Origin of the sequence: Aquimarina pacifica (genome assembly GCF_000520955.1) — a bacterium.
In the GTDB taxonomy this organism is placed as follows: domain Bacteria; phylum Bacteroidota; class Bacteroidia; order Flavobacteriales; family Flavobacteriaceae; genus Aquimarina; species Aquimarina pacifica.
Genome location: NZ_JACC01000012.1, coordinates 18,150 through 41,095, shown reverse-complemented (window position 1 = coordinate 41,095; position 22,946 = coordinate 18,150). Strand labels below are relative to the sequence as shown.

The window sequence follows — 22,946 nt, the reverse complement described above, 5'->3', positions numbered from 1 at the left end:
TAAGGAGTATACGTATACTAAATTTATGAATGACTAACTACATAGTATCACACTATGCCAATTCTCTGTGTTGAGTTAATTTATCTCTAAAGAAGCGAAGTAATCATGTATTTTCTACTCAGAATAAAGCTTTCTAATTCTCTAATAATTTATTATTAATTTAATTGTATTGAAATTGGTTTTGTATAGTTATGATATGGGGTGTTTTATTATCTTTACAGCTTGTATAATTTTCTTAATTAACAATTAAATGTCACACAATTTATTAAAAGGCAAAAGAGGTATAATCTTTGGTGCTCTTGATCAAAGTTCAATTGCTTGGAAAACTGCAGAACGTGTTTTTGAAGAAGGAGGGAGTTTTGTTCTAACGAATGCCCCGGTTGCTTTACGTATGGGAACAATTAATGCCTTGGCAGAAAAAACCAATTCTCAAGTAATACCAGCTGATGCTACTTCATTAGAAGACCTAGAGAATCTCGTTGATAAAGCTATGGAAATTTTAGGAGGTAAAATCGATTTTGTTCTTCACTCTATAGGAATGTCTGTAAACGTAAGAAAAGGGCGACAATATACAGATCTCAATTATGGTTGGAGTCAGAAAGGTTGGGATGTTTCGGCACTTTCTTTTCATAAAACCATGCAAACTTTATATAAGAAGGAGGCAATGAGTGAGTGGGGAAGTATTGTAGGATTGACCTATATGGCAGCGCAACGTGTATTTCCTGACTATAATGATATGGCGGATAATAAAGCATATCTAGAATCTATCGCACGTAGTTTTGGGTATTTTTTTGGAAGAGATAACAAAGTTCGTGTGAATACAATTTCTCAATCACCAACTCCAACAACTGCAGGAAAAGGAGTAAAAGGCTTTGATGGGTTTATTGCCTATGCTGATAAAATGTCACCATTAGGTAATGCTACAGCTTCAGAGTGTGCCGATTATACGATTACATTGTTTTCAGATTTGACAAAAAAGGTAACGCTCCAGAATTTGTATCATGATGGTGGATTTTCTAATATGGGAGTAAGCCAAATGGTAATGGAAAAATTTACTGAAGACGAATAGATTAATAAAGACAACAGTTTACACTAATATTACCAAATCCCATGCTACTTTACGCATGGGATTTTTAACTTTGTTTGTATAAGAAAATATGTAGACTAATTATACGTTCGGTCAATTAGATTCTTTGTTTTCTTAGTTTGTCTAACTTTATACTTTTAAATAATAAATTTTAAAAATGTACTTCTCCTTTATTATACCTGTCTACAATAGACCAAATGAAATAGAAGAATTGCTGGCAAGTATGGTGGCGATGAAGTATGAAGACAATTTTGAAATAGTAATTGTAGAAGATGGATCTTCTCAAACATCAGAAGCTGTCATCGAAAAATATAGAGATCAATTACGCATAAGCTATTATCCTAAAGAAAATACAGGTCCAGGAGATTCTCGCAATTATGGTATGTATAGGGCCAAAGGGGATTATTTTATAATCTTAGATAGCGATGTAATATTACCACAAGAATATTTATATGAAGTAAAAAGGTTTTTATCTAAAACTTTTGTTCATTGTTACGGAGGACCAGATGATGCGCATACTAGTTTTTCGAATCTTCAAAAAGCGATAAGTTATAGTATGACTTCCTATCTTACAACTGGAGGTATTCGTGGCAGAAAAAGCACTATTGGTAAGTTTCAGCCCCGAAGTTTTAATATGGGATTATCAAAAGAAGCATTCTTGCTTTCAAAGGGATTTGGTAATATTCATCCGGGTGAAGATCCAGATCTGACTATTAGATTATGGAAATTAGGATATGATACAGCATTAATTCCTGATGCACGTGTTTTTCATAAAAGAAGGATTTCTTGGCAGAAATTCTATATACAGGTCAATAAGTTCGGTTTGGTGCGTCCGATACTAAACTTTTGGCACCCAGAAACAGCTAAATTTACATATTGGTTTCCACTATTGTTTATTGTATATGCATTGTTTTCTATCGTAATGACTTTTATGGGATTGTGGCATTTTATGTTCTTGTTAGGAGTATATTTTTCTCTTGTTTTTTTTGGTGCTACAAATAAATATAAGAGTTTATCTATTGGTTTACAGTCAGTTTTGGCTGTTGTTGTTCAGTTTTATGGATATGGAAAAGGATTCTTGAAATCTTATTATTATATTCATGTTCTTAAAAAAGTTCCTGAAGTGCAATTTAAGAACTTGTTTTTTTAACATACATTATATGTCCATTCGAAAAAGAAACAAATTTTCCCTAAAAAGGAGTAATGTTAAAACCTTCTTGTTTTTCCTCCTTTTTACTTCACTTTTGTGGTTATTTATACAATTTTCTAAGAATTATACTAAAGAAGTAGAAGTAGCTGTTGAATATATGGATATTCCTGAGGGTATGATTTTTAATGAAGAAAGTGATCAAACATTAAGGATGGTCCTTAATGGTAATGGTTTTAGGCTTTTAGGTCATAACTGGAGGAGATCAGTATTAAAGTTTAATATAGAAGATGGAATAGTTAGTGGCAATGACGCATATTATTTTCATATTGATAATACTTTTTCTACCGTTAAAAATAAATTAGATTTCAAAGGTCGAATTTTGTCTGTTCAAAAAGATACTTTGATGCTTAAATTAGACCGTAATCAAGAAAAAAAGATTCCGGTAAGAATAACAGATAATATTTTATATGCCGGTGGTTACGGAAGCGATAAAGGGGTGCTTGTTTCTCCCGACTCCGTTACGATTAGCGGTCCTTCTTATTTAGTGGACACAATACAATATATAAGTACAGAAAAACTAAGTCTTGAAGGATTAAATAGCGACTACAGTGAGGAAATCAATATTGATGATAATGGTTTACCATCAAATACTTCTATATTTCCTAAACAAGTAACAGCTAATATTTTGGTAAGTAAGTTTACAGAGGGGAGTCATAAAATTCCAATAACAATCCAGAATACACCAGAGAAAGCAGAAATAAAAATATTTCCCAAAGAAGTAACGGTCGTTTACAGGGTCGGTCTAGATATGTATAATGATATTAGTCATAGAGATTTTGTTGTTATTGCTGATTATGCAAAGGCTTCCGAAGAAAGTTCGTATCTAACACTAGAATTGGTTCGTAAGCCAGAATTTGTGCGTGATGTGCGCTTACAAGAAAAACAAGTACAATTTGTGATTTTAAAACAAGAACAGTAATGAAAGTAGTTGGGATCACAGGAGGTATTGGTAGTGGTAAATCTACAGTAGCTCAAATGTTCAAAAAACTTGGAATTCCTATATATATTGCTGATGATGAAGCAAAAAAAATGATGAATACTAATGAGACCATAAAAAAAGAGATTATCTCATTATTCGGAAAAGAGGCATATGTTGATGGAGTTTTAAATAGAAGTTATATTTCCAAGATTGTTTTTAGTAATAAATTGCTCCTTAGTAAATTAAACAAAATTGTACACCCTGCAGTTGCTAAACATTTTGATGATTGGAAGGACAAACAAAAAAGTCCCTATGTTATTAAAGAAGCCGCAATACTTTTTGAAAATGGAGGTTATAAGCGATGTGACTATACTATACTTGTCTCCGCACCGTTAGAGATAAGAATTCAACGGGTTTTAAAAAGAGATATGGTTACTGTAGAACAAATACAGTCCAGAATTGACAACCAATGGACAGATGCACAGAAAATACCCTTAGCCGATTTTGTTATAAATAATATTGATTTATCAAAAACAGAGCTTAAAGTTTGTGAAATCAATAAAAAAATACTCAATTAGGGGGCTCTTTATTTGGATATCGCAATTTGTTAACATTTGGTTAAACCCTAAAGCAGCTAAATGTTAAAGTCTTATTTTTGAAGTATGAATAAAAGATTATTCGTGTTGCTGATACTCCTGATGAGTTTGTCGTTGATTGGGATTATTTTTGTTCAGGGATATTGGATAAACAACACTGTTGAGAATAATGAGGAACAATTTTCTTTTAACGCTAAACAAATATTAATATCTGTATCTAATAAGATTCAATATAGAGAATTTGAGGAGATGTTTTTTCCTCTTAAAGAAATTTTGGATACCATAAATGAGCCACCCGACAATAAAACGTTAAGGAGGCTTCTAAATATTAGCATTGATAATACAACAAAGTCATTCGATTATGCGAATGGTATACTAGAAGAAGACTATAAGTTATTTTCATCTTTTATGAATTTCAATATCGATACTCTACGACTTAAGAATATAATGAATCGTAGTGCTGATATAGAAGCTCAAAAAAACAAGAAAGAAATTAGTAGAGAAGGGTCTAGGTCTAAATTGTTTAGAATAAGAGGTTTGACAGATCTTCAGAGGATGGATTATGAGATTGTAATAGGTGAAATAGCAAGCTTTATACCTATTCATAGAAGAGTACAAAAGAAGGAAATACAGTATTTGCTAAAAAGAGAGTTAGCAGAGAGAGATATAAAAGTAGATTTTGAGTACGCTATTTACAGCAATGCATTGGCAACAAAAGTGCGTTCTGATGATTTTAGTTTAGATTACCCAACAACCTATGCAATACCTCTTTTTGTAAACGATCAAGGTATCAGTAAATATCAGTTGTATGTTAATTTTACTGGAAAAAAACAATTTGTATTATCTACAATTAAAGGTATGGCTATATTATCTATACTTTTTACATTAATTATTGTTGTTGCATATTCGAGTGCCTTATCGCAGTTAATGCAGCAAAGACAGATATCACAAATTAAAACAGATTTTATTAATAATATGACGCATGAGCTTAAAACACCTATAGCAACGATTAATCTAGCGCTTGATTCTATAAAGAATCCTAAAATAGCTGGTAATCAAGAAAAGGTGCAGAGGTACATGAAAATGATTCGTGAAGAAAATAAAAGGATGCATGCGCAAGTAGAAAATGTACTCAGAATATCTCAATTAGAGAAGAATGAGCTTAATATCAAAAAAGAAAAACAAGAGCTGCATGAGATTATCGAAGAGGCAATAACACATGTTTCGTTGATAGTAGAAAATAGAGAAGGATACACTAAAACACATTTGGGAGCACTCAATGAAACGGTACTTGCGAATGATACGCATTTAACTAATGTAATCGTTAATATATTAGATAACGCCATAAAGTATTCAGAGGAAGCTCCAAAAATTGATATATATACAGAGAATGTAAAAAATAGTATAGTGTTAAAAATTCGTGATCAAGGTATTGGTATGGGGAAGGTTGCGCAGAAAAAAATCTTTGAAAAGTTCTTTAGAGAACATACTGGAGATCTACATAATGTAAAAGGTCATGGATTGGGATTAACCTATGTAAAAAGAATTATTGACGACCATCATGGTCAAATATGGGTGGAAAGCGAAAAGGGAAAAGGCTCCACATTTATAATTAAATTACCGTTAATATCGTAAAATATGGAAACAGAAAACAAAAAGATTTTGCTAGTTGAAGATGATCCAAACTTTGGAACAGTACTGAAAGATTATCTGATAATGAATGATTATGATGTTGTTCATGCCAAAAATGGTATGGAAGGCTTTGAAAAATTCAAAAAAGATGATTACGACATGTGTATTCTTGATGTCATGATGCCTTATAAAGATGGATTTACACTAGCTAAGGAGATTAGAGAAAAAAATTCAGAAGTACCTATTATCTTTTTGACAGCAAAAGCTATGAAAGAAGATGTGCTTAAAGGATATAAAGTGGGAGCTGATGATTATCTTAATAAACCTTTTGATAGTGAGGTGTTATTAATGAAGATACAGGCTATTATGCAGCGCAAAAGTACGGAGTCGGTTGCTGATAGCAAGCAATTTGAGTTTAAAATAGGAGGTTTTCACTTGAATTCAAAACTAAGATTTTTGACATTTAATGATGAGGATCCAATTAAACTTTCTCCTAAAGAAAATGAGTTACTTAGATTATTGGCATTGCATCTAAACGATTTAATGCCTAGAGAATTGGCGCTAACTAAGATCTGGAGAGATGATAATTATTTTACTTCTCGAAGTATGGATGTATATATAGCAAAACTTAGAAAGTATTTAAAAAAGGATGAAAAAGTAGAAATCCTTAATATTCATGGTGAAGGATTTAGATTAGTAGTTAGAAATGAAGAATCATAAGAATTAACGGTAATAATTTTTAAAGGGAAAAAAGATTATAAAAAATCGAATAAATTCAAATATAATTCAGCTTCACGCAGAATTATAACACTAAAAAAGGGCAATTACTTTTATAAAAGTAATTGCCCTTTTTTTATAGCGTTTAATAACTTACTTATATAGTGTGCTTTTCGAAATTTTATTATCAGAAGAATAGAGTAGTTAATAAAGGAAAGCGTCTAAAAAACTGCATGTGGGTCATATAATTCTGAAGCATTCTCTTTTGTTATCAGCAGTTCTGGTGTATGTGATATTTTTAGAAAGTTTCTCTTACCATTTAAATATTGTACAGCATATTCTACTGCAGTCTTGCCAATTAGTTCTGGATTATTCATTGCAGTAGCTCCATAAAACTCACTGTCCATAATATACTTTAATGCCTCTTTCTGTCCATCTGCTGCTGCTACAATAAGAATTTCGTCAATTTTCCCTGCTTTTTCAATAATATCAATTGCCCCTAGTATGCAAACATCTGATTCAGTAATGATTACATTAATCTCTGGATGTGTTTCTAAGATTTCTTGCACTGCCCTTTGTCCCCCTGCATATGTCCAATTTGTAAAGGCTTGTGTGGTAATATTTAGATCAACATACCCCAAAGTTCTAAGTTGCTCTTCGGTTATCCCTCTAAATAATCCTTGCTTGCGCATAATACCCACTGGATTTCCTGGAGCACCACTTAGGAGTGCTATGTTCATTTTTCTAGACCCCATTTTTTTTACCAACCAAGAACCTACTAATTCACCATTTTTGAGATTGTTTGATTGAATAGTCGTTATAAACTCTGCAGATTCATCTATTGAACTATCAATAATGAATACAGGAATTCCTTTAGCTTTTGCTTTTTGTGTAACGCCAATTAACCCATTAGGATCCAACGGATTTAATAGTAATACATCGATATCTTGCTCAATAAGTTTTTCTACTTCGGCAATTTGTTTATCAATATTATCTTGGCCATCAGCAGAAAGAAAAGTCATTCCTGAATTTTCTGTGGCTTCTTGTATACAAGTTAGTAAAGCTTTATAATAAGGAGCATTTAGTGATGGTGTGCAATAACCAATCTTAATCTTGCTAAGATCAATTTTGTTGTCAGTTTTGATGTAACTATTTTCTTGATCTTGATTGACTTCTGCAGATGAAGTAACGCTATATTTATTTATATCTTCTTTAGTTTTATTGGTACAGCCGGCTATATTAAATACAATTACAACGATTAGCAAAGTTTTGAACATTTGTCTTAAAATTGCGTTTAATTTCATAACAATACATTTATTAAATGAGATACTTACTTTTTTGTTTGCGCTTATTTCAAATATACATGTAATTTTGATATACTTTTATATGGTTTTGTACTTTATTAACGTTTGTGAACCTTCTTAATTATCAGTAATTTACAGATGTTTTTTTATAAGCTTCTAACCATTTTTATTGTATAATTTGGACACTTTTTAGTTTATTGTTTTTTTTAGAAGTTCATTTTGTACAAAAATCTTATATACTATTGTCTTCTAAATTTACAATAAAAGAATTCAAGAAATTGATGATTTAAAAAAAATCATAGTAGAAATTTAAGAAGGAAAGTTGTAAAAAAGAAATATATCAATGATTAAGTATATAAAATATTTTTTTTCTAACAAAAACATTTAATAATCAACTAAAACAATGGTTTTTTGTCTATTTATAAAATGAAAAATTTAGTTGCTACTTTGAGAACCCTTATATAACTTTAGTACTTGTTTTTAAATAGTTTTTATTAAAATATACTATTACTAAAGTATTAGTACTTTTTCTTGCATGTATATGATTTATTAAAATATATACTAATATGCTTTTTCGTGCTTAATTTACAAGAATATTTGTCCAGATCATGCCTCAAAAAGATTTAATATTGATATAAAAGTTCGGATCAATCTTTAATTTTTTACCTTCAATAGACTTAGATTTCCATGTTTTTTCTGGTTGAATCCATATAGGGGAACCGTCAACAAATATTCGTATTGGCATAGAAAAATCAGTAATACAATCGGTATATCGATACTTTATTTGGTTATTCGTAAAACGATATTCTAATGTTGGTATTTTTGTGTTCCTAAGATATTGATCAAAAAAAGAAGAAAGATCTATATTGATTTTAGAACTTATATATTCTTCTATTTGTTTAGTAGTTACGGTTTGATGATAGAATTTTTTGTTAATACCTCTAAGAACGGATCTCCATACTTCATCATTTTTAATTAGTTGGCGGAGTGTGTGAAGCATATTTGATCCTTTAAAATACATATCTGCAGAACCTTCATGATTTACATGATATTCACCAATAATAGGGCGATCATTTTGTATGTTTTTTCTGGTTCCAATAACGTATTCTGATGCTGCTTTTTCACCATAATAATAATCTAGAAATAGGCTTTCAGAGTATGCTGTAAACCCTTCATGAATCCACATATCTGCGGCATCCTTATGGGTAATGTTATTGGCAAACCACTCATGCCCTGATTCATGAACAATTATAAAATCAAATTTAGTTCCCCATCCCGATCCTGAAAGATCGGTTCCTAAATACCCATTTAAATATTTATTACCATAGGTAACAGAACTTTGATGTTCCATGCCCAAATAAGGAACCTCTACCAGCTTATAGCTATCTTCATAAAAAGGGTAGGGGCCAAACCAATGCTCGAAGGCTTTCATCATTTTAGGGACTTGCTCGAAGTGTTCTTTTGCATTGGTAAGGTTATCCTTTAGCACATAATAGTCAAGGTCTAGAGTTCCTTTCTCACCTTCATATTGTTCTCCAAAATGCGCATAATCTCCTATATTGATATTGACACCATAATTATTGATGGGATTACTCACGAACCAATGAAATGTTTTGGTGTTATTATCATGTTTCTCTATTGCGCGTAATCGTCCGTTAGATACATTCATAAGTTTATCGGGGACGTTTACACTGATTAGGAGGCTATCAACCTCGTCATACATATGATCTTTATTTGGCCACCATATACTTGCACCTAGTCCTTGACATGCAGATGCAACAAAGTCATTTCCTTTTTGATCTTTTTTCCAGGTAATTCCTCCATCCCAAGGAGCATTAACAGCTTCTTTGGGTTTACCGTGGTAAAAAATTTCCAATGTATTAATGCTATTTTTCTTTTGTTTTTTTGATAGTTTGACAAAGTGAGCATTGCCCTCAGAAATGAATTGTAATTCTTTGCCTTCTTGTACTACTTTACCAATTCTTAGAGGAGGTTGTAAATCAATTTGAAGTGTCTGTTGTTCCTCTAATACATTATAATAGATGGTGTTTTTTCCATTAATAGTTTTTTTATCAATATCAACTTTTATATCCAAATGATAATAAGTGACATCCCACCATGCTCTTTCTTTTGTAATAGATCCGCGGAGTGAATCTTGTCTGGTAAACTGATATTCTTGGGCAATTAGCGTATATGTTAATCCGAGGTAAAGGAATACCCATATTGATTTCTTCATTCTTTGATAGTAATTTCTTAAGGTGCAATATTAATATTAATTTCTAAATACTTCTGAAGGAAATACTACAGGACTCTCATAGCCATCTTTTCCTACTGAGGATATTCCGAAAAAGAAGTTATCGATAACAATGCCTTTAAGTGTAAAAGTATTAATATCACCAACAAAACGACTATAATCCCATGTAGGTGAAGTGGTATCACGCCAATAGATCTTATATCCTATACAGTTGGGGTCGTTATTTTTTTTCCATTTTAATTTTGTTGAAGGTTCTACGATTCCTCCTATCTTTACTTCTGAAGGAGGAGGGGGAGACCAAGCTATACTAGCTAAGTTTATTGCATTTACGGCTGTAAGTTTTGCAGCATATTCAAAATTTACATGTTCTACAACGTCTCCATATTTAATTGTATTTTCTTCTCTGATATCTTGGTGCTGTTGTGTATAGTTTTCATGAGCTTCCATAATTCGAATTCCTGCAAATCCCACATCATTAAATGGTCTATGGTGCCCACCCCGACCAAATCGATCCAAACGATAAATCATCATAGGGTTCATTTCGGGCATATATAACTTGGTAGTTTTATATACGTACCTAGCAAGCTGGCGAGAGATACCATCAACTTCGCCACCATAGAAACGTCTTGATTTTCGTTCTTTTTCAGTTTCAGTAGGAGGAACAGGTTCAGAAAAAATTCTAAAACTTCGATTGTCAATAACACCGTCAACGCCCTTGATATTTCCTATCATATCATTATTCATGACTCCAATAATATCCCAATTGTTTTTTTGTGCATATCCAGCAAGTCCTTTACCTCCGAACAATCCTTGTTCTTCTCCAGATAATCCTACATAAATAATACTATTTTCGAAGGTATATTTTGATAGTATTCTTGCTGCTTCGATTGTACCCGCCATACCACTTGCATTATCATTGGCTCCAGGAGCATCTGATGTATAATTATTGGGGTCTGTGACTCGAGAATCTATATCGCCGCTCATTATAATATAGCGATTAGGATATTTAGTACCTTTTTGTATCGCTACAACATTGACGACCATAACATCTTTTACGATACGCTGATTTGTTCCTTTTGTTACCATATCTTTCTGATAAAAGACATTGAGACAATTGTTGCAGTCTCTAGAGATGTTATCAAATTCAGACTTTATCCAACGTCTTGCAGCTCCAATTCCTCTTGTATTTGACAAGGTATCGCTAAGGGTATGCCTAGTGCCAAAATTAGCTAGGGTATTTATGTCTTTTTCTATCCTAGATGCAGAAATAGCATCAATAATATCATATATTCTAGAGTCAGTCTGAGCACTTAGTAGCACTGATAGTAATAGTACTAAACATGTAAGGATTTTTTTCATAAAATTGAGTTTGAGAGACGAATTTAGGTAAAACTCTGTATGACATGTTAATAGTTAACAAATTTATAAGATGTTCCTAGAATTGTGTGATTAAAAAAAGTATGAAAAGGGTTGATTAATAGTTTTACAAATTAGAATGAAAAATGCCCTTTTCTAGATGTATTATTGAATTACACACTCTAAATATTAACTAATAAACTCCTAAGATTTAGTTCAATATTATGATAGGAGAGTGATTAGATTCAAGGATTATAATGTTAGTAATTAGTCTAATTTGCAAAGTCTGAGACTATGGCAAGTAAATTTCCTTTTGCATTTGCTGCTAGCCTAGTGATAGCTATTATATTTTTATCATCGTCACCAGTAAATGTATAGAAAGTCTTCCATTTCTGATCTGTTTTAGGATTATAACTAAATAGTTTGTTGTATTTCCCCATAATAATAGTTCCGTCATTAAGCCAGCATAGGTCTTCTGCTCCAGGAATAGTATTGATAATAGTTTCTGTGACTCCTGTTAATGGATCTAAAGAATTGATTTTCCATTCTTGATTTTCTTTGCTTATATAACTTATTAAATCAGAATTCGGAATTTTATGTAATGACCTCCCAATATTTTTCTGTATTATTTGATTGGTATTTTTGTTAATATCAGATACAGTTAATGATAATGAACTTCCTTCAAGTACAGAGGAAACAATGATATGATTATTAAACCAAACATGGTAACCAACTTTTAGGTCTTCTAATATAACTTGAGATTCTCTGGTTTCGGGATCATAGCAATATAGTAGTTGTTTACCATTGGTGTCTAATCGAATTGCTGATATGCCATCTGAATCAGGAATTTTGTTAGGAGAATATTCACTTCCATTGGGTGTATCGCTTATCCATTTAAGGGTTTCTTCATTAATACTATAGGAAGCAATATCCGTTTGTTGATTTCGTGTAGAAGAAAACAATATATTTTGATTTGAGTCAAAAAATGGTTGATTATCGTACCCTTCGTTATTAGAGATATTTTTCTGATTTTCTAATTTGATGCCCTCTTCATTTTTGATAATCTCAAAAAGATATATTTCTGTACTTCCTTGTGAGAAGGTCGTTATAGTATATGATAAAATAAAAAGAAGTATGCCAGTTCTCATTAGTTTAAATTTTTTTAAATCAGTTTTTTACGCAAATAATATACTCCAAAAAGCGGACCAAAAACTAGAGGAAGAAATAGTAAGGTAGTATCTATTTTTTCTGCCAAGAAGGTCAGTAACTGTATACTAATGATTGTAATAGCAAATCCTATACAATTAGTTATGGTAAGTGCTGTTCCGCGATTTTCTGCTGGTGCTGCCGCCGCTATCATAGTAGAGAACTGCGGAGAGTCAGAAATAACTACCATTCCCCAAATACACATAATAGTCATAAATAATTCTGGAGAGAGTCCAAAAAGAAAAGGAGATGTGATACACAAGATACCGGAAATTAATAAAGAATAATAAGCTACTTTTTTGCTTCCACTTTTTAGTGAAATAAATCCTCCTAAGATGCATGAAATAACACCTACTCCTATAATTATAAAGGACCAGAAGGAAGTTTTGATATGAATAGATTGTAAATCACTATATCGTTTTAACATAATAGGAATAAAAGCCCAAAAGGCATATAGTTCCCACATATGTCCAAAATATCCAAAAGCAGCTTTTCTGAAGCTTGGGATTTCAAAAAGTTGTGTGATCACACCTATTTGAAACTTTGGTACTGGTTTTCTGAATGGCCCATCAGGAACTAAAAAGCGAATCCCAAGTCCACCAATAATAGATAAGATCGAAGTGCTAACTATCACTGCTCTGTAATCACTACTCCAAGAAAATTCATGGATCAAATGCGGCAATGCTGTTCCGAGAACAAGCGCTCCTACCAGATATCCCAGAGCCTTACCTAGACCGCCTTTATAATAATCTGAAGCAATTTTCATACCTACAGGGTAGATTCCTGATAAAAATAATCCAGTTGCAAATCGAGCGGTAAACAAATTGATAATACTTATGTTGGGGATTAATACACATAAGTTACTAATAGCTCCGAGAAAAGCACATACCATAAAAATACGCGAGGGTGAAAATCGATCTACGAGGGTTAATAATGCAAAAGTTAGTGTCCCGACAATAAAACCAAATTGAACAAAGGATAGTAAGTATCCTAGTATATTAAACCCAACATTAAATTGCGCAGCCAAATCATCAATAACAGCATTTCCTGCGAACCATAATGAGGTGCAAAAAAACTGCGAAATAATAATGACCGGAAGTATGTGTAGTTTTGGTTTCAGTAGCGTATCTTTTTTAATAAATAATTAATTATTTAAAAGCAGTAAGTAAGTCGTACACTTGATCAATATCCTCTACATAATAAGGAGCGACGGTCTTTTTAATACCAACTTTTACCTTAAATGCTTCATTTGGTAATTCCTTAAACATGTGTTCATCAGTCCAATCGTCGCCGATAGCAAAAATAAAGTCGTAGTCTTTTTCTGTTAACATTTTAGAAGCAGATTTCCCTTTACTGACACCACTTACTTTTATTTCGATTACTTTATCTCCTTCGAGAATTTCAAGATTATGATTGGCAATCAAATGCTGTATAGTACTTTTTAATGTATTCGCTCTTTTCTTTCCAAGTTCTGGATCTACATTTCTAAAATGCCATGCAAGAGAATATCTCTTTTCTTCGACCAGTGATCCAGGAGTTCGGTCTGTAAACGACTCTAGAACGGGAGCAATTGATTCGAACCATTGGTTATCCAAACGTTCCATTAGTTCCCAATCTTTATTAGTTTCCTTTAACCACGCACCGTGTTCTGTAATTAATGTATATTCTTTATGGCCAAACCACTCCTGAATTGTATCTCTGTCTCTACCAGTAATAAGAATAACTTTTGTGTTTTCTTGTGCATGTAGCATGTCTAACAAATCAAAAACACGTTGTGTAGGTTTTGCATTTTCAGGTAATTTTGCAAAAGGTACCATAGTACCATCATAATCCAAAAACATTATTTTGTTTTTTGCTTGCAAGAACTTGGTGGCCATTTCGGTTTTTACGCTGTCGTTTATTTTTTTTTGTGTGGACTGTTCAGAATCATTGATAGTAGTGCCTAAGGAATCCATAAAATCATTTGCCCATTTTTCTACATTGTATCTTTTAAGACGTTTCTGTAATGCACTATTTCTTTTTATTTGTTCTTCTTCTGGCATTTCTAGGGCAATTTTTATAGTGTCGGCTATTTCTTCAAAATTATTAGGATTAATGATAAGCGCTTCACTCATTTCATTTGCGGCTCCCGTCATCTCACTTAATATTAGTACACCTTTTTTATTAACTTTAGAGGCAATATATTCTTTGGCCACAAGATTCATCCCGTCTCGAATAGGGGTAAGTAATGCAACTTCACTTGATGTGTAAAGATCTATAAGGTTCTCAAAAGGCATGGATCTATAAAAATACCAGATAGGAGTCCAGTTGACTTCTGCAAATTTACCATTAATTTGACCTACTAATTGGTCAATTTCATTTTTAAGCAGCTGATATTGTGGGACATTTGATCGAGAAGGAACTGCAAGCATTACAAGTCTTGTTTTTCCTCTAAATTCTGGGTATTTCTCAAGAAAATATTCAAATGCGCGTAGACGATTTGCAATACCTTTTGTATAATCTAATCTATCAATAGAAAGGATTAGCTTTGATTGATTTTGTTCTTCTTTTAAATGTTTATCAATTCCTTGCTGAATTTCTGTACGTTCTTTAATTGATTTTTGATTATGAAGTATAGCAGCGTCATGAAACTTTTTAAAGTCAATCCCCATAGGGAAAGAATCTATTTTTGCAATGCGATTTTCAACCGTAATATTATTAAAATTGATTTCATAACCAAGAATTCGTTCTACAGAACTCAAAAAATGACGCTCGTAATCATAGGTGTGAAATCCTAATAGGTTTGCTCCCAACATACCTTTAAGTAATTCTTCTCTACAAGGAAGTGTTCTAAAAACTTCATAAGAAGGAAAAGGAATGTGTAAAAAGAATCCAATAGATACATTTGGTCTTTGTTGCCGTATTAATTGAGGTAACAATAATAGTTGGTAATCATGTATCCATACCGTATCTCCGTCAGTAAGATTTTCTAATACTACTTCTGCAAATTTTTGATTTACTAATTTGTAGGTTTCCCAAGTGTTTTTTTCGAATTTGGCATATTCCATAAAATAATGAAACAAGGGCCAAAGGGTATTATTACTAAATCCATAATAAAACCCGTCTATATCATTTTCGGTAAGCGGGACACTGATGCACTGATGCTTTTTTAAGGCATCATTTACTTTGTTTGTAAGTTCGGGATCGAGCTGTTCCTCGGTAAGTCCACTCCAGCCTATCCAGACGCTTTCTTTTTCAGAGTGCACAGATTTCATTCCTGTTGCCAAACCACCAACACTGGGGGTGGTCTCTATTGTATTATCGAGAATTTGTAATTGTAGTGGTAATCTATTTGAGATTATGATAGTTTTACTCATAAATTGGCTTAAAGGTGATGCGTTTTTTTTGTTTTTTGTTAAATTACGGAAAAGAAGAATTAAAAAACAGGGATCTTAAAAGAAATTTATGAATAATCTTGATTACGGAATTATAGGAAATTGTCAGAGTGCCGCTCTTATCTCTAAATATGGATCTTTAGATTGGTGTTGCTTACCAAATTTTGACTCTTATTCAGTTTTTGCAAAAATTTTAGATGAACAAAAAGGAGGAAGTTTTGAGATAGAAGTAACTGATGATTATAAAGTGTCGCAAAAGTATATAGCTAAGACTAATATTTTGGTGTCTGAGTTTAGCAACGGTACCGACATTTTTGAGTTTATTGATTTTATGCCACGTTATAAAAATGATGATGGTACTTATTATTCACCTCCAGACATTGTACGTTATGTGAAACATATTTCGGGAAACCCTTCTTTTAAAATTAAATATGATCCGAAATTAGAGTATGCCATAGGAGAAACTACACATGAGTTGAATTCTGGATATATAAAAAGTATCAACAATGAAGACAAATATGATACATTATATCTATACTCAAATTTGGATCTTGAAACAATTTTAGAGAGCAAAGAAATACAGATTACTGGCAATGCATACTTTTTGATAAGTTATCATGAGAAAATTTTAGAGCAATCATTAGAGCGATGTTATTTAAAAATGCAGCGAACTAGAGTATATTGGATGAATTGGAGTGAAAACACCACTTCTTATACAGTATATAATGATCAAATCCTCAGAAGTGCTTTGGTGCTTAAATTACTCAGTTATGAAAAATCAGGAGCAGTATTGGCTGCTGCCACCACTTCGCTTCCAGAAACCATTGGTGAGGTGCGTAATTGGGATTATAGATTTTGTTGGATCCGAGATGCCTCAATGGTTATCAAAGTGATTTCAAATCTTGGACATAAAAGATTGGCTCAACGTTTTCTTCAGTTTATAATAGATATTATACCAGATAAAGATGAAAAGATCCAAATTATGTATGGTATTAATGGAGAAAAAAAATTAACAGAGAAAACATTAGACCATTTAAAGGGGTATAAGAATTCTAGTCCAGTTCGTATTGGTAATGCAGCATATCATCAAAAACAGAATGATATTTATGGTATTTTAATGAATGTAATCTATCAACAGTTTGTAAAATTTGATAGTAATTTAGATAACAGTGAAAATTTATGGACTATTAGTAAAAGTATTGTTCATATAGTTAATGTTAATTGGGAAAAGCCTGACAAAGGTATTTGGGAATTTAGGACTGAGGAAAGACATTTTACATTCTCTAAACTTCTATGTTGGGTAGCGGTAGACAGAGCTATAAAAATAGGAGAGCTAATTAATAAGACCAAAAATAACCCAAGATGGATAAAACTTCGGGATCGTATCTATAATGACATTTATGAGAATGCATGGAACGATGATATCAAAGCGTATACGCAGTCATATGGTTCTTCTGATCTCGATGCATCTACATTATTAATGGAGTCTTATGGATTTATAAAACCACATGACCCTCGTTTTATAAGTACAGTAAAGGCCACAGAAAAAGAACTATGCAACGATGGTTTAATGTATCGTTATAAAAACAAAGATGATTTTGGATTACCTTCTTCCTCGTTTACTATCTGTAGTTTTTGGTTTATTAATAGTTTGCATAAAATAGGGGAGGAAGAAAAAGCAAGAAAACTCTTTGATCAACTATTGTCATATAGTAATCATTTGGGGTTATTTAGTGAAGACATTGATTTTAAAACCAAAAGATTGTTGGGTAATTTTCCTCAGGCGTATTCTCATTTGGCGCTTATAGAAACGGCAATCAATTTTTCGGGTGTCGGAATTACGAAAGAAGAAAAACTAAAAGATGCACTTCATTAAGACGGAGTACGTCTGTAATTATAAATTAGGTTCTCTATTTTATTATAACAAAATAGAGAACCTACCTATTCTATGAAATAAGTACTATTACTCTTTCAAAACAATCGTTCCAAAAACATCAGCATTTATCCATCCCAGGTTTTTTTCTTCACCAGGAACAAATACTGAACCTATAAAGTTTTCTCGCTCTTTACTACCGTCATTGTCATTATATGCAATGGCAAAACCTAGTTTTTGATCTTTCTCAAGTACAACAGGATCATTTACTTTTCCTTCGGTATATGAGTCATCGTATATAACAACTTCAAATTCCCAAACAGAGACATCTCCATTGGTTACTCTTTTTGTTTTTACATGATGATTGAGTAATACAGGGTTCTTTGATTCATCAAGATCTACTACATTACCATCAAGAGCAACATGATAAGCAAATGCATTATTAGAGAATTGATGATTTCCTCCAGAATTATCAGCATCAATAAAAATTTCTACACAATCATCATCCCACCAGCGTATTAATGGATCTTTATTTTGATCATAGAGCATTTGGTCTTTAATTTCTGCCAATATGTATAATGCTTCTGGAGTCCATGCTACTTTATATCGACCAAAAAAATCAGAAAATTCATAGGGTTCTCCTAACCATTTTTGGTCAAAACCATACCATTTTGTTTCTTTCCAGATAGGGTCATCCATAATACCGTCTAACTTAGGAACAATAACCGCTTTTTTTACTTCGCGAATTTGATGATCTTTTTTAACGTTTTGGGGTATTGTCTTCTTTTCAATAGAGGCAGCAATATTTTTAGAGTGGGTGCTCACATCTTTCTTACATGATAGTAATAATAGAGAAAGAGCTACTAGAAATGTTATTTTTTTCATTAGTATTTTTTTGTGGATGATAATAATGACACATCATTATACTACCAGTATATAAACTTTATGGTAATATCGAATTTAATAAATATGTCTAACTACATCCGAAAAATAATACTTTCATAGCTATAAATCCTAGTTATGGAACCAAAAAAACAAATGATTTATTGTTTATAAATGGATGAATAGTGAATAATAACCATTTGCTCTACTTTATATTTTTGTACCTGCATCAAACCAAAATTCTAATGTATTTGTTGTTTGTTGACCATTAGATGGTCTATCGGTATTATTTCTATTAGGTGGTCCACCTCCGGATCCTCCTTGAGAGCGTCCACCGCCACCACCTCCGCCAGGTGGGCCTCCACCACCTCTAGATTGGCCACCTCCCATACTCATAGAGGATCGGCCTGAGGGTCTATCTTGATTTTGCGTATTGTTTTTTTCTCGACCTATAATAACTCCAATAGATAGTTTGGATAGGTCTTTTTTGGGGTTAGAATTGATTTGTTCTTTAGGGATACGTAAACGATATATAATTCCGCCCCGTTCCTCGTTATCGAGAGTATGTTCAGAAAAAGAAACATCGATGCCTAAATTGTTGAGGTCTCTATGAAAGGTATTTTTAAGATCAAAGTGTGTATAAATCCCTTTTTGTGATAGGTTCTCGATAATCTCTTGTATTTTAGGGCGTTCTAAACCTTCTATCTCAAGTTCTCTTTCCGACTGATTTTCTATATCTTCTGGAGGACGACGTCGTTCTTGTCTTTGTTGTCCCATTCCCCCTATTTGTCTTTCCTCTTTCTCGGGATATTGCACAGATACATTTTTTTTCTTTTTTCCCTTAATATCAAAATACACTGTAACTCCCTCCTTGAGCATTAACATCATGTTTTTTTTATTATCCGTTTTGATATCAAGATAAAGATATTGTTGATCCCGATGCGTAGTATAAGTAATTTCATTTTCGGTAATTGTTATTGGATCAGAAGTGGATTGACTATTTGATTTTGAATAATAACTAGCGATGCTAACGATTAAAATAAATATATAATGGCGTTTCATATACGTAAGAAGAATTATTTACCTGTTACTTTTTTTGTCAGAAAAGTAACAATGCTATTAATAATGTGGTTTATCATATCAATTATACATTAAACGTTTGACACGTTTTTTTGGGATAAAATACTTTGATATAAATAACTATAAATTTTTGTAAAAGTTATAAAAGGAGGCTTACGTTTCAGTAAATAGAGTGTACTTTTCAGTAGATGTACATAAACACTAATTTTGTAATAGCATAAGATCATGAAATTACTGTTTTCAGACATCATACCGATTGCTTTATTAGTATTATGTGATTTTAAAATATCCGTTATGCCCAAATAAGTTTCTTATCATTTTATAAGAAACCAGTTGCTTTTTAGCAACTGGTTATAGGTAAAGGACATACAATATTTGATATTTTACAAAAGTCATAGCGGATTAAGTCTATGATTTTTTATACTTGAGTTTTGGAAAGCGAAAAAGGAATTTGTGATAAGAAATTTCGAGTTGTCTTTTTTTGTTAATAAGGATTCGATTTCTAGTAGTTTGTAACCCCAACTTTGCGGTTCGTTTTTCTGATTTAAGATTGAGGATTTTTTTCTGTTTTTGTGCTCATATACTATATGTGATATTGCCGTGTCTAATTTTTTATCGCTTGTCTGAATGTTATTTTTTTTAGGTAGTATATAAATGCTAGGGCGATCATTATTTACTATTTCTAAGGATTCTTTTTTATGTTTCCCATTTCCATTATATATGGGTCTTATGTTTTCAACAGTTCCAAAACCACCATCTTCTTTCCTATTTGCTAGTACCAATACCGCTACTATATCAGGGTCAAAAATGTTTTGACTTGTATACATACCTTGTAATTCTTTTATATGGTCTATAGGGTAAGCTACATATAATATGGAAAAGTGTTTTTTAGTTTGGGCCGCATAGTAATATACAAATGGTTTTGTTTTGTTTTTAATTTTTGGATTGCTATTACTTTTCCATAGGTTATATGGGTTATAACTTTTCTCAGGATAGTGGTTATTATTTCGGTTATCATGTTTAAAATTAAATTTATTAGTACTAAAAATATATTGATGAAATTTTGGCGCGTAGCGCTCTGCAATTTCATAGTTGTTGTAAACTTTGCCATCAGATTTTTTTGGTATATCTGTAGTCCCCATGTTTTTTTGAAATAGTTCTTCTCTTGTCTTGTTAATATTACAATTAGTTACTGTCATACCTACAATTATAGGATATGTAATAGAATTAAAATACTTACTCAATGCTGTCATGATTATATAATTTATTGTCTTTCAATTGTTTTGAAATTATATTTTCATTTTGGGGTAATTTGTTCGCTCACATGTATTTAGCTTCTTTTTTTATATGGCTAAAAGCGATATGCAAATATATCTCTAGGTTAGGTATTTCATTTTTTTTGGAGGTAAGAAAAAGGTTGGTTATTTGAAAATTTTAGGTTAGTTTTAGGTTAGTTTTGATAAAATAACCTGTTAATTAGGGTTTTAAGAGTTTGGTTCATTTGTGTTTTACCAAGAAATGGTTCTTTTATTTTATGATTTTTACTATACCTTCTTGGGATGCATTGTACTTTTCTTATGTGTAAATACCTTTTTAATTTTTAATCCTACTACTTATGATAACTGCGAAAATTTGGCAATTTGTTTTTTTCCTGTATTGTCTTAATTTCTATGGGGTTATGCAATCTCAGGTTGTGATAGATACAGATGCTATCAATAGGCTTGATAGTATTTTCAAGAACTATCAGGGAAAACATACGGAAGAAGCCTATATTAATCACCATTATCTTCTCAAAGAATCTATTAAGTTGTCCTACTTAAAGGGAGAACTAGAAGGTTATAAATCAATAGCTTGGTGTCATGGTCATGGTCAGTTTTATAGTGATAGAAATTTAGACAGTACTTTATATTATTTTAACCGTTTCGAATCAAGAATTAACGAACTAGGTACTGATAGGGTAGTCTCTATTGTTGATAGTCTTTCAATAGCCGGTCACTATATTAATAAGGGATATATTTTGGCAAATAGTTTTGATTTTCCGGAGCAGGGTTTAGAGGCTTTTTTTACGGCCTATCCTTTTATTCCCAAAAAAGAAATTAATTTCCTTACTGTTTATGACATTTATATGTCTCAAGTGTATCGTTTTAAAAAACAATATGACCTATCTGTTAAAATATTGAATTCTCGTCTCAAAGATACTTCTCATATACCTCTAGGAACAAAATTATATTTGATGCAAAATGCAGCACGGTCATATGGGCTCATAAAAAATGTAGAGAAAAGTTACGCTATAAACAAAAGAATTTTAGAATTGGCGAAGATGCATAATAAGCCCTATTACATTTGGTGGACAAAAAATGAAATGGCTAACGATTATTTTTTACAAGGGGATTATCAAAAAGCAATAGATTCTGCATTAGCGGTGCGAGATTATTACACCAAAAATTTGAATATATCTGCTTTGTTCAATAACTCTAATAATCTAAGTGATTATTATTATGCGACTGGCGATATTAATAAAGCAATCATATTTGCAAAAGATGCAGCAAAAAATGCAGATTTTTTTCAGAATTTACCTGGAACTTATAATAAGCTCATCAAATATTATAAACAACAAAAGGAATATGGGGCAGCATTAGAAATTTTAGAGAAAAAGGACAAAATTGAAGATAGTTTACGATCGATGGAGCAATCTTTGTTAATTACATATAGTAGCACAAATATTAAGCTATTAGAAGAAAAACGAGCAAATCAAGAGATCATTTATAGAAATCAATTATTAGAAGAGAAGACTAGCAAGCAAAAACTTATTATTTTGATAATTAGTATTGTATTGATTAGTTCCTTTTTATTATTTGTAGCATTATATTTTAGAAAAAGGTATAAAAAAGGGAAAGGCGAAATTGTATATCTAAAAAGTAAAGAAAAAAAGCTTTTAGAAGATCAAATTAGATTAAAAGAAAATCAATTAGGGGCTTCAGAGATTGCAATTTCTAGAAATTACAAAATTCTTAATGAAATAAATAAGGAATTAGATGATATAGAAGACGTAAGGGATATTACAGATACAAAAAGTACAATAAGACAACTAATTAATTCTACAATTTCAGATTTAACAGATATTCGGGATCGTCCAGAATCAAAATACCCGTCATTGGTAATGCGATTAAAGAGTTTACACCCAGAACTTACCGAGGCTGATATTAGATATTGTACCCTTACTAAGTTGAATATGACAATTAAAGAAACGGCTGGTATTCTTAATGTAAACCCCAACACAGTAAAAGTTGCAAGAAGTAAATTAAAAAAGAAAATGGAAATTCCTGCAGAGGTATCCCTAAAAGATTATTTGGATAAAATTTTAGATTCTAATGTGGATAAAATTGCCGTATAAATATAATGTTGTTTAAAAAATGACATATTTATGTTCAGTTACATTGTGTAACTTCAAGAATC

At 31.8% G+C, this 22,946-nt stretch carries 17 protein-coding genes; 8 read left to right on the top strand and 9 right to left on the bottom strand.

Going from position 1 to position 22,946, the window contains the following annotated elements; translation table 11 throughout:
• The first annotated feature begins 250 nt into the window (after positions 1-250).
• The 6 genes from DZ60_RS0108410 to DZ60_RS0108385 all read left to right on the top strand — a co-directional run bounded on the left by DZ60_RS0108410 (position 251) and on the right by DZ60_RS0108385 (position 6,164).
• Positions 251-1,069: an enoyl-ACP reductase FabI gene (locus tag DZ60_RS0108410; RefSeq protein WP_025741647.1), complete on the top strand. Its 819-nt coding sequence runs from the start codon at positions 251-253 to the stop codon at positions 1,067-1,069.
• A gap of 175 nt (positions 1,070-1,244) precedes the next feature.
• Positions 1,245-2,237, top strand: a complete 993-nt coding sequence (locus tag DZ60_RS0108405; RefSeq protein ID WP_025741646.1) for a glycosyltransferase — start codon at positions 1,245-1,247, stop codon at positions 2,235-2,237.
• Between the two features lie 94 nt (positions 2,238-2,331).
• Positions 2,332-3,216, top strand: a complete 885-nt coding sequence (locus tag DZ60_RS0108400; protein ID WP_025741645.1) for a CdaR family protein — start codon at positions 2,332-2,334, stop codon at positions 3,214-3,216.
• On the top strand, positions 3,216-3,794 hold the full coding sequence (gene coaE / locus DZ60_RS0108395; RefSeq protein WP_025741644.1) for a dephospho-CoA kinase: 579 nt from the start codon (positions 3,216-3,218) through the stop codon (positions 3,792-3,794). Before DZ60_RS0108400 ends, coaE begins: the two co-directional genes overlap by 1 nt.
• Before the next feature lie 84 nt (positions 3,795-3,878).
• A complete protein-coding gene (locus DZ60_RS0108390; RefSeq protein ID WP_025741643.1) occupies positions 3,879-5,447 on the top strand; it encodes a sensor histidine kinase in 1,569 nt (522 codons plus the stop codon).
• Between the two features lie 3 nt (positions 5,448-5,450).
• Positions 5,451-6,164: a response regulator transcription factor gene (locus DZ60_RS0108385; RefSeq protein ID WP_025741642.1), complete on the top strand. Its 714-nt coding sequence runs from the start codon at positions 5,451-5,453 to the stop codon at positions 6,162-6,164.
• Between the two features lie 218 nt (positions 6,165-6,382).
• Here DZ60_RS0108385 and DZ60_RS0108380 read toward each other — a convergent pair whose 3' ends face one another.
• The 6 genes from DZ60_RS0108380 to DZ60_RS0108355 all read right to left on the bottom strand — a co-directional run bounded on the left by DZ60_RS0108380 (position 6,383) and on the right by DZ60_RS0108355 (position 15,637).
• Positions 6,383-7,465, bottom strand: a complete 1,083-nt coding sequence (locus tag DZ60_RS0108380; protein WP_025741641.1) for a substrate-binding domain-containing protein — start codon at positions 7,463-7,465, stop codon at positions 6,383-6,385.
• Positions 7,466-8,078: 613 nt separating this feature from the next.
• On the bottom strand, positions 8,079-9,701 hold the full coding sequence (locus DZ60_RS0108375; RefSeq protein WP_025741640.1) for a M1 family metallopeptidase: 1,623 nt from the start codon (positions 9,699-9,701) through the stop codon (positions 8,079-8,081).
• 36 nt (positions 9,702-9,737) lie between these two features.
• On the bottom strand, positions 9,738-11,078 hold the full coding sequence (locus DZ60_RS0108370; RefSeq protein ID WP_025741639.1) for a M28 family metallopeptidase: 1,341 nt from the start codon (positions 11,076-11,078) through the stop codon (positions 9,738-9,740).
• Between the two features lie 269 nt (positions 11,079-11,347).
• Positions 11,348-12,223, bottom strand: coding sequence for a TolB-like translocation protein (locus DZ60_RS0108365; RefSeq protein ID WP_025741638.1), 876 nt, complete (start codon positions 12,221-12,223; stop codon positions 11,348-11,350).
• Between the two features lie 14 nt (positions 12,224-12,237).
• Positions 12,238-13,365 (bottom strand): MFS transporter, encoded by a 1,128-nt coding sequence (locus DZ60_RS0108360; protein ID WP_316929884.1) that lies wholly within the window; start codon positions 13,363-13,365, stop codon positions 12,238-12,240.
• Positions 13,366-13,429: 64 nt separating this feature from the next.
• Entirely contained in the window at positions 13,430-15,637 is a 2,208-nt protein-coding gene (locus tag DZ60_RS0108355; RefSeq protein ID WP_025741636.1) for a bifunctional alpha,alpha-trehalose-phosphate synthase (UDP-forming)/trehalose-phosphatase, read from the bottom strand.
• Positions 15,638-15,725: 88 nt separating this feature from the next.
• On the opposite strand from DZ60_RS0108355, the gene DZ60_RS0108350 reads away from it, so the two are divergent.
• On the top strand, positions 15,726-17,531 hold the full coding sequence (locus DZ60_RS0108350; RefSeq protein WP_025741635.1) for a glycoside hydrolase family 15 protein: 1,806 nt from the start codon (positions 15,726-15,728) through the stop codon (positions 17,529-17,531).
• A gap of 87 nt (positions 17,532-17,618) precedes the next feature.
• On the opposite strand, the gene DZ60_RS0108345 is transcribed toward DZ60_RS0108350, so the two are convergent.
• The 3 genes from DZ60_RS0108345 to DZ60_RS0108335 form a co-directional block, all read right to left on the bottom strand.
• Positions 17,619-18,413, bottom strand: coding sequence for a sugar-binding protein (locus DZ60_RS0108345; protein WP_025741634.1), 795 nt, complete (start codon positions 18,411-18,413; stop codon positions 17,619-17,621).
• A gap of 207 nt (positions 18,414-18,620) precedes the next feature.
• Positions 18,621-19,472, bottom strand: coding sequence for a hypothetical protein (locus tag DZ60_RS25435; RefSeq protein WP_025741633.1), 852 nt, complete (start codon positions 19,470-19,472; stop codon positions 18,621-18,623).
• Positions 19,473-19,882: 410 nt separating this feature from the next.
• A complete protein-coding gene (locus tag DZ60_RS0108335) occupies positions 19,883-20,743 on the bottom strand; it encodes a hypothetical protein (RefSeq protein ID WP_025741632.1) in 861 nt (286 codons plus the stop codon).
• Between the two features lie 362 nt (positions 20,744-21,105).
• Here DZ60_RS0108335 and DZ60_RS0108330 point away from each other — a divergent pair, with 362 nt between their 5' ends.
• Positions 21,106-22,884: a tetratricopeptide repeat protein gene (locus DZ60_RS0108330; RefSeq protein ID WP_025741631.1), complete on the top strand. Its 1,779-nt coding sequence runs from the start codon at positions 21,106-21,108 to the stop codon at positions 22,882-22,884.
• The last annotated feature ends 62 nt before the right edge of the window (positions 22,885-22,946 follow it).

What these genes read in the sequence shown, in the direction of transcription:
- DZ60_RS0108330 (WP_025741631.1), top strand. Translation starts at nt 21,106, where the DNA reads ATGATAACTGCGAAAATTTGGCAATTTGTTTTTTTCCTGTATTGTCTT.
- DZ60_RS0108370 (WP_025741639.1), bottom strand. Translation starts at nt 11,078, where the DNA reads ATGAAAAAAATCCTTACATGTTTAGTACTATTACTATCAGTGCTACTA.
- DZ60_RS0108405 (WP_025741646.1), top strand. Translation starts at nt 1,245, where the DNA reads ATGTACTTCTCCTTTATTATACCTGTCTACAATAGACCAAATGAAATA.
- DZ60_RS0108380 (WP_025741641.1), bottom strand. Translation starts at nt 7,465, where the DNA reads ATGAAATTAAACGCAATTTTAAGACAAATGTTCAAAACTTTGCTAATC.
- DZ60_RS0108365 (WP_025741638.1), bottom strand. Translation starts at nt 12,223, where the DNA reads ATGAGAACTGGCATACTTCTTTTTATTTTATCATATACTATAACGACC.
- DZ60_RS0108350 (WP_025741635.1), top strand. Translation starts at nt 15,726, where the DNA reads ATGAATAATCTTGATTACGGAATTATAGGAAATTGTCAGAGTGCCGCT.
- DZ60_RS0108375 (WP_025741640.1), bottom strand. Translation starts at nt 9,701, where the DNA reads ATGAAGAAATCAATATGGGTATTCCTTTACCTCGGATTAACATATACG.
- coaE (WP_025741644.1), top strand. Translation starts at nt 3,216, where the DNA reads ATGAAAGTAGTTGGGATCACAGGAGGTATTGGTAGTGGTAAATCTACA.
- DZ60_RS0108335 (WP_025741632.1), bottom strand. Translation starts at nt 20,743, where the DNA reads ATGACAGCATTGAGTAAGTATTTTAATTCTATTACATATCCTATAATT.
- DZ60_RS0108355 (WP_025741636.1), bottom strand. Translation starts at nt 15,637, where the DNA reads ATGAGTAAAACTATCATAATCTCAAATAGATTACCACTACAATTACAA.
- DZ60_RS0108410 (WP_025741647.1), top strand. Translation starts at nt 251, where the DNA reads ATGTCACACAATTTATTAAAAGGCAAAAGAGGTATAATCTTTGGTGCT.
- DZ60_RS0108385 (WP_025741642.1), top strand. Translation starts at nt 5,451, where the DNA reads ATGGAAACAGAAAACAAAAAGATTTTGCTAGTTGAAGATGATCCAAAC.
- DZ60_RS0108345 (WP_025741634.1), bottom strand. Translation starts at nt 18,413, where the DNA reads ATGAAAAAAATAACATTTCTAGTAGCTCTTTCTCTATTATTACTATCA.
- DZ60_RS25435 (WP_025741633.1), bottom strand. Translation starts at nt 19,472, where the DNA reads ATGAAACGCCATTATATATTTATTTTAATCGTTAGCATCGCTAGTTAT.
- DZ60_RS0108390 (WP_025741643.1), top strand. Translation starts at nt 3,879, where the DNA reads ATGAATAAAAGATTATTCGTGTTGCTGATACTCCTGATGAGTTTGTCG.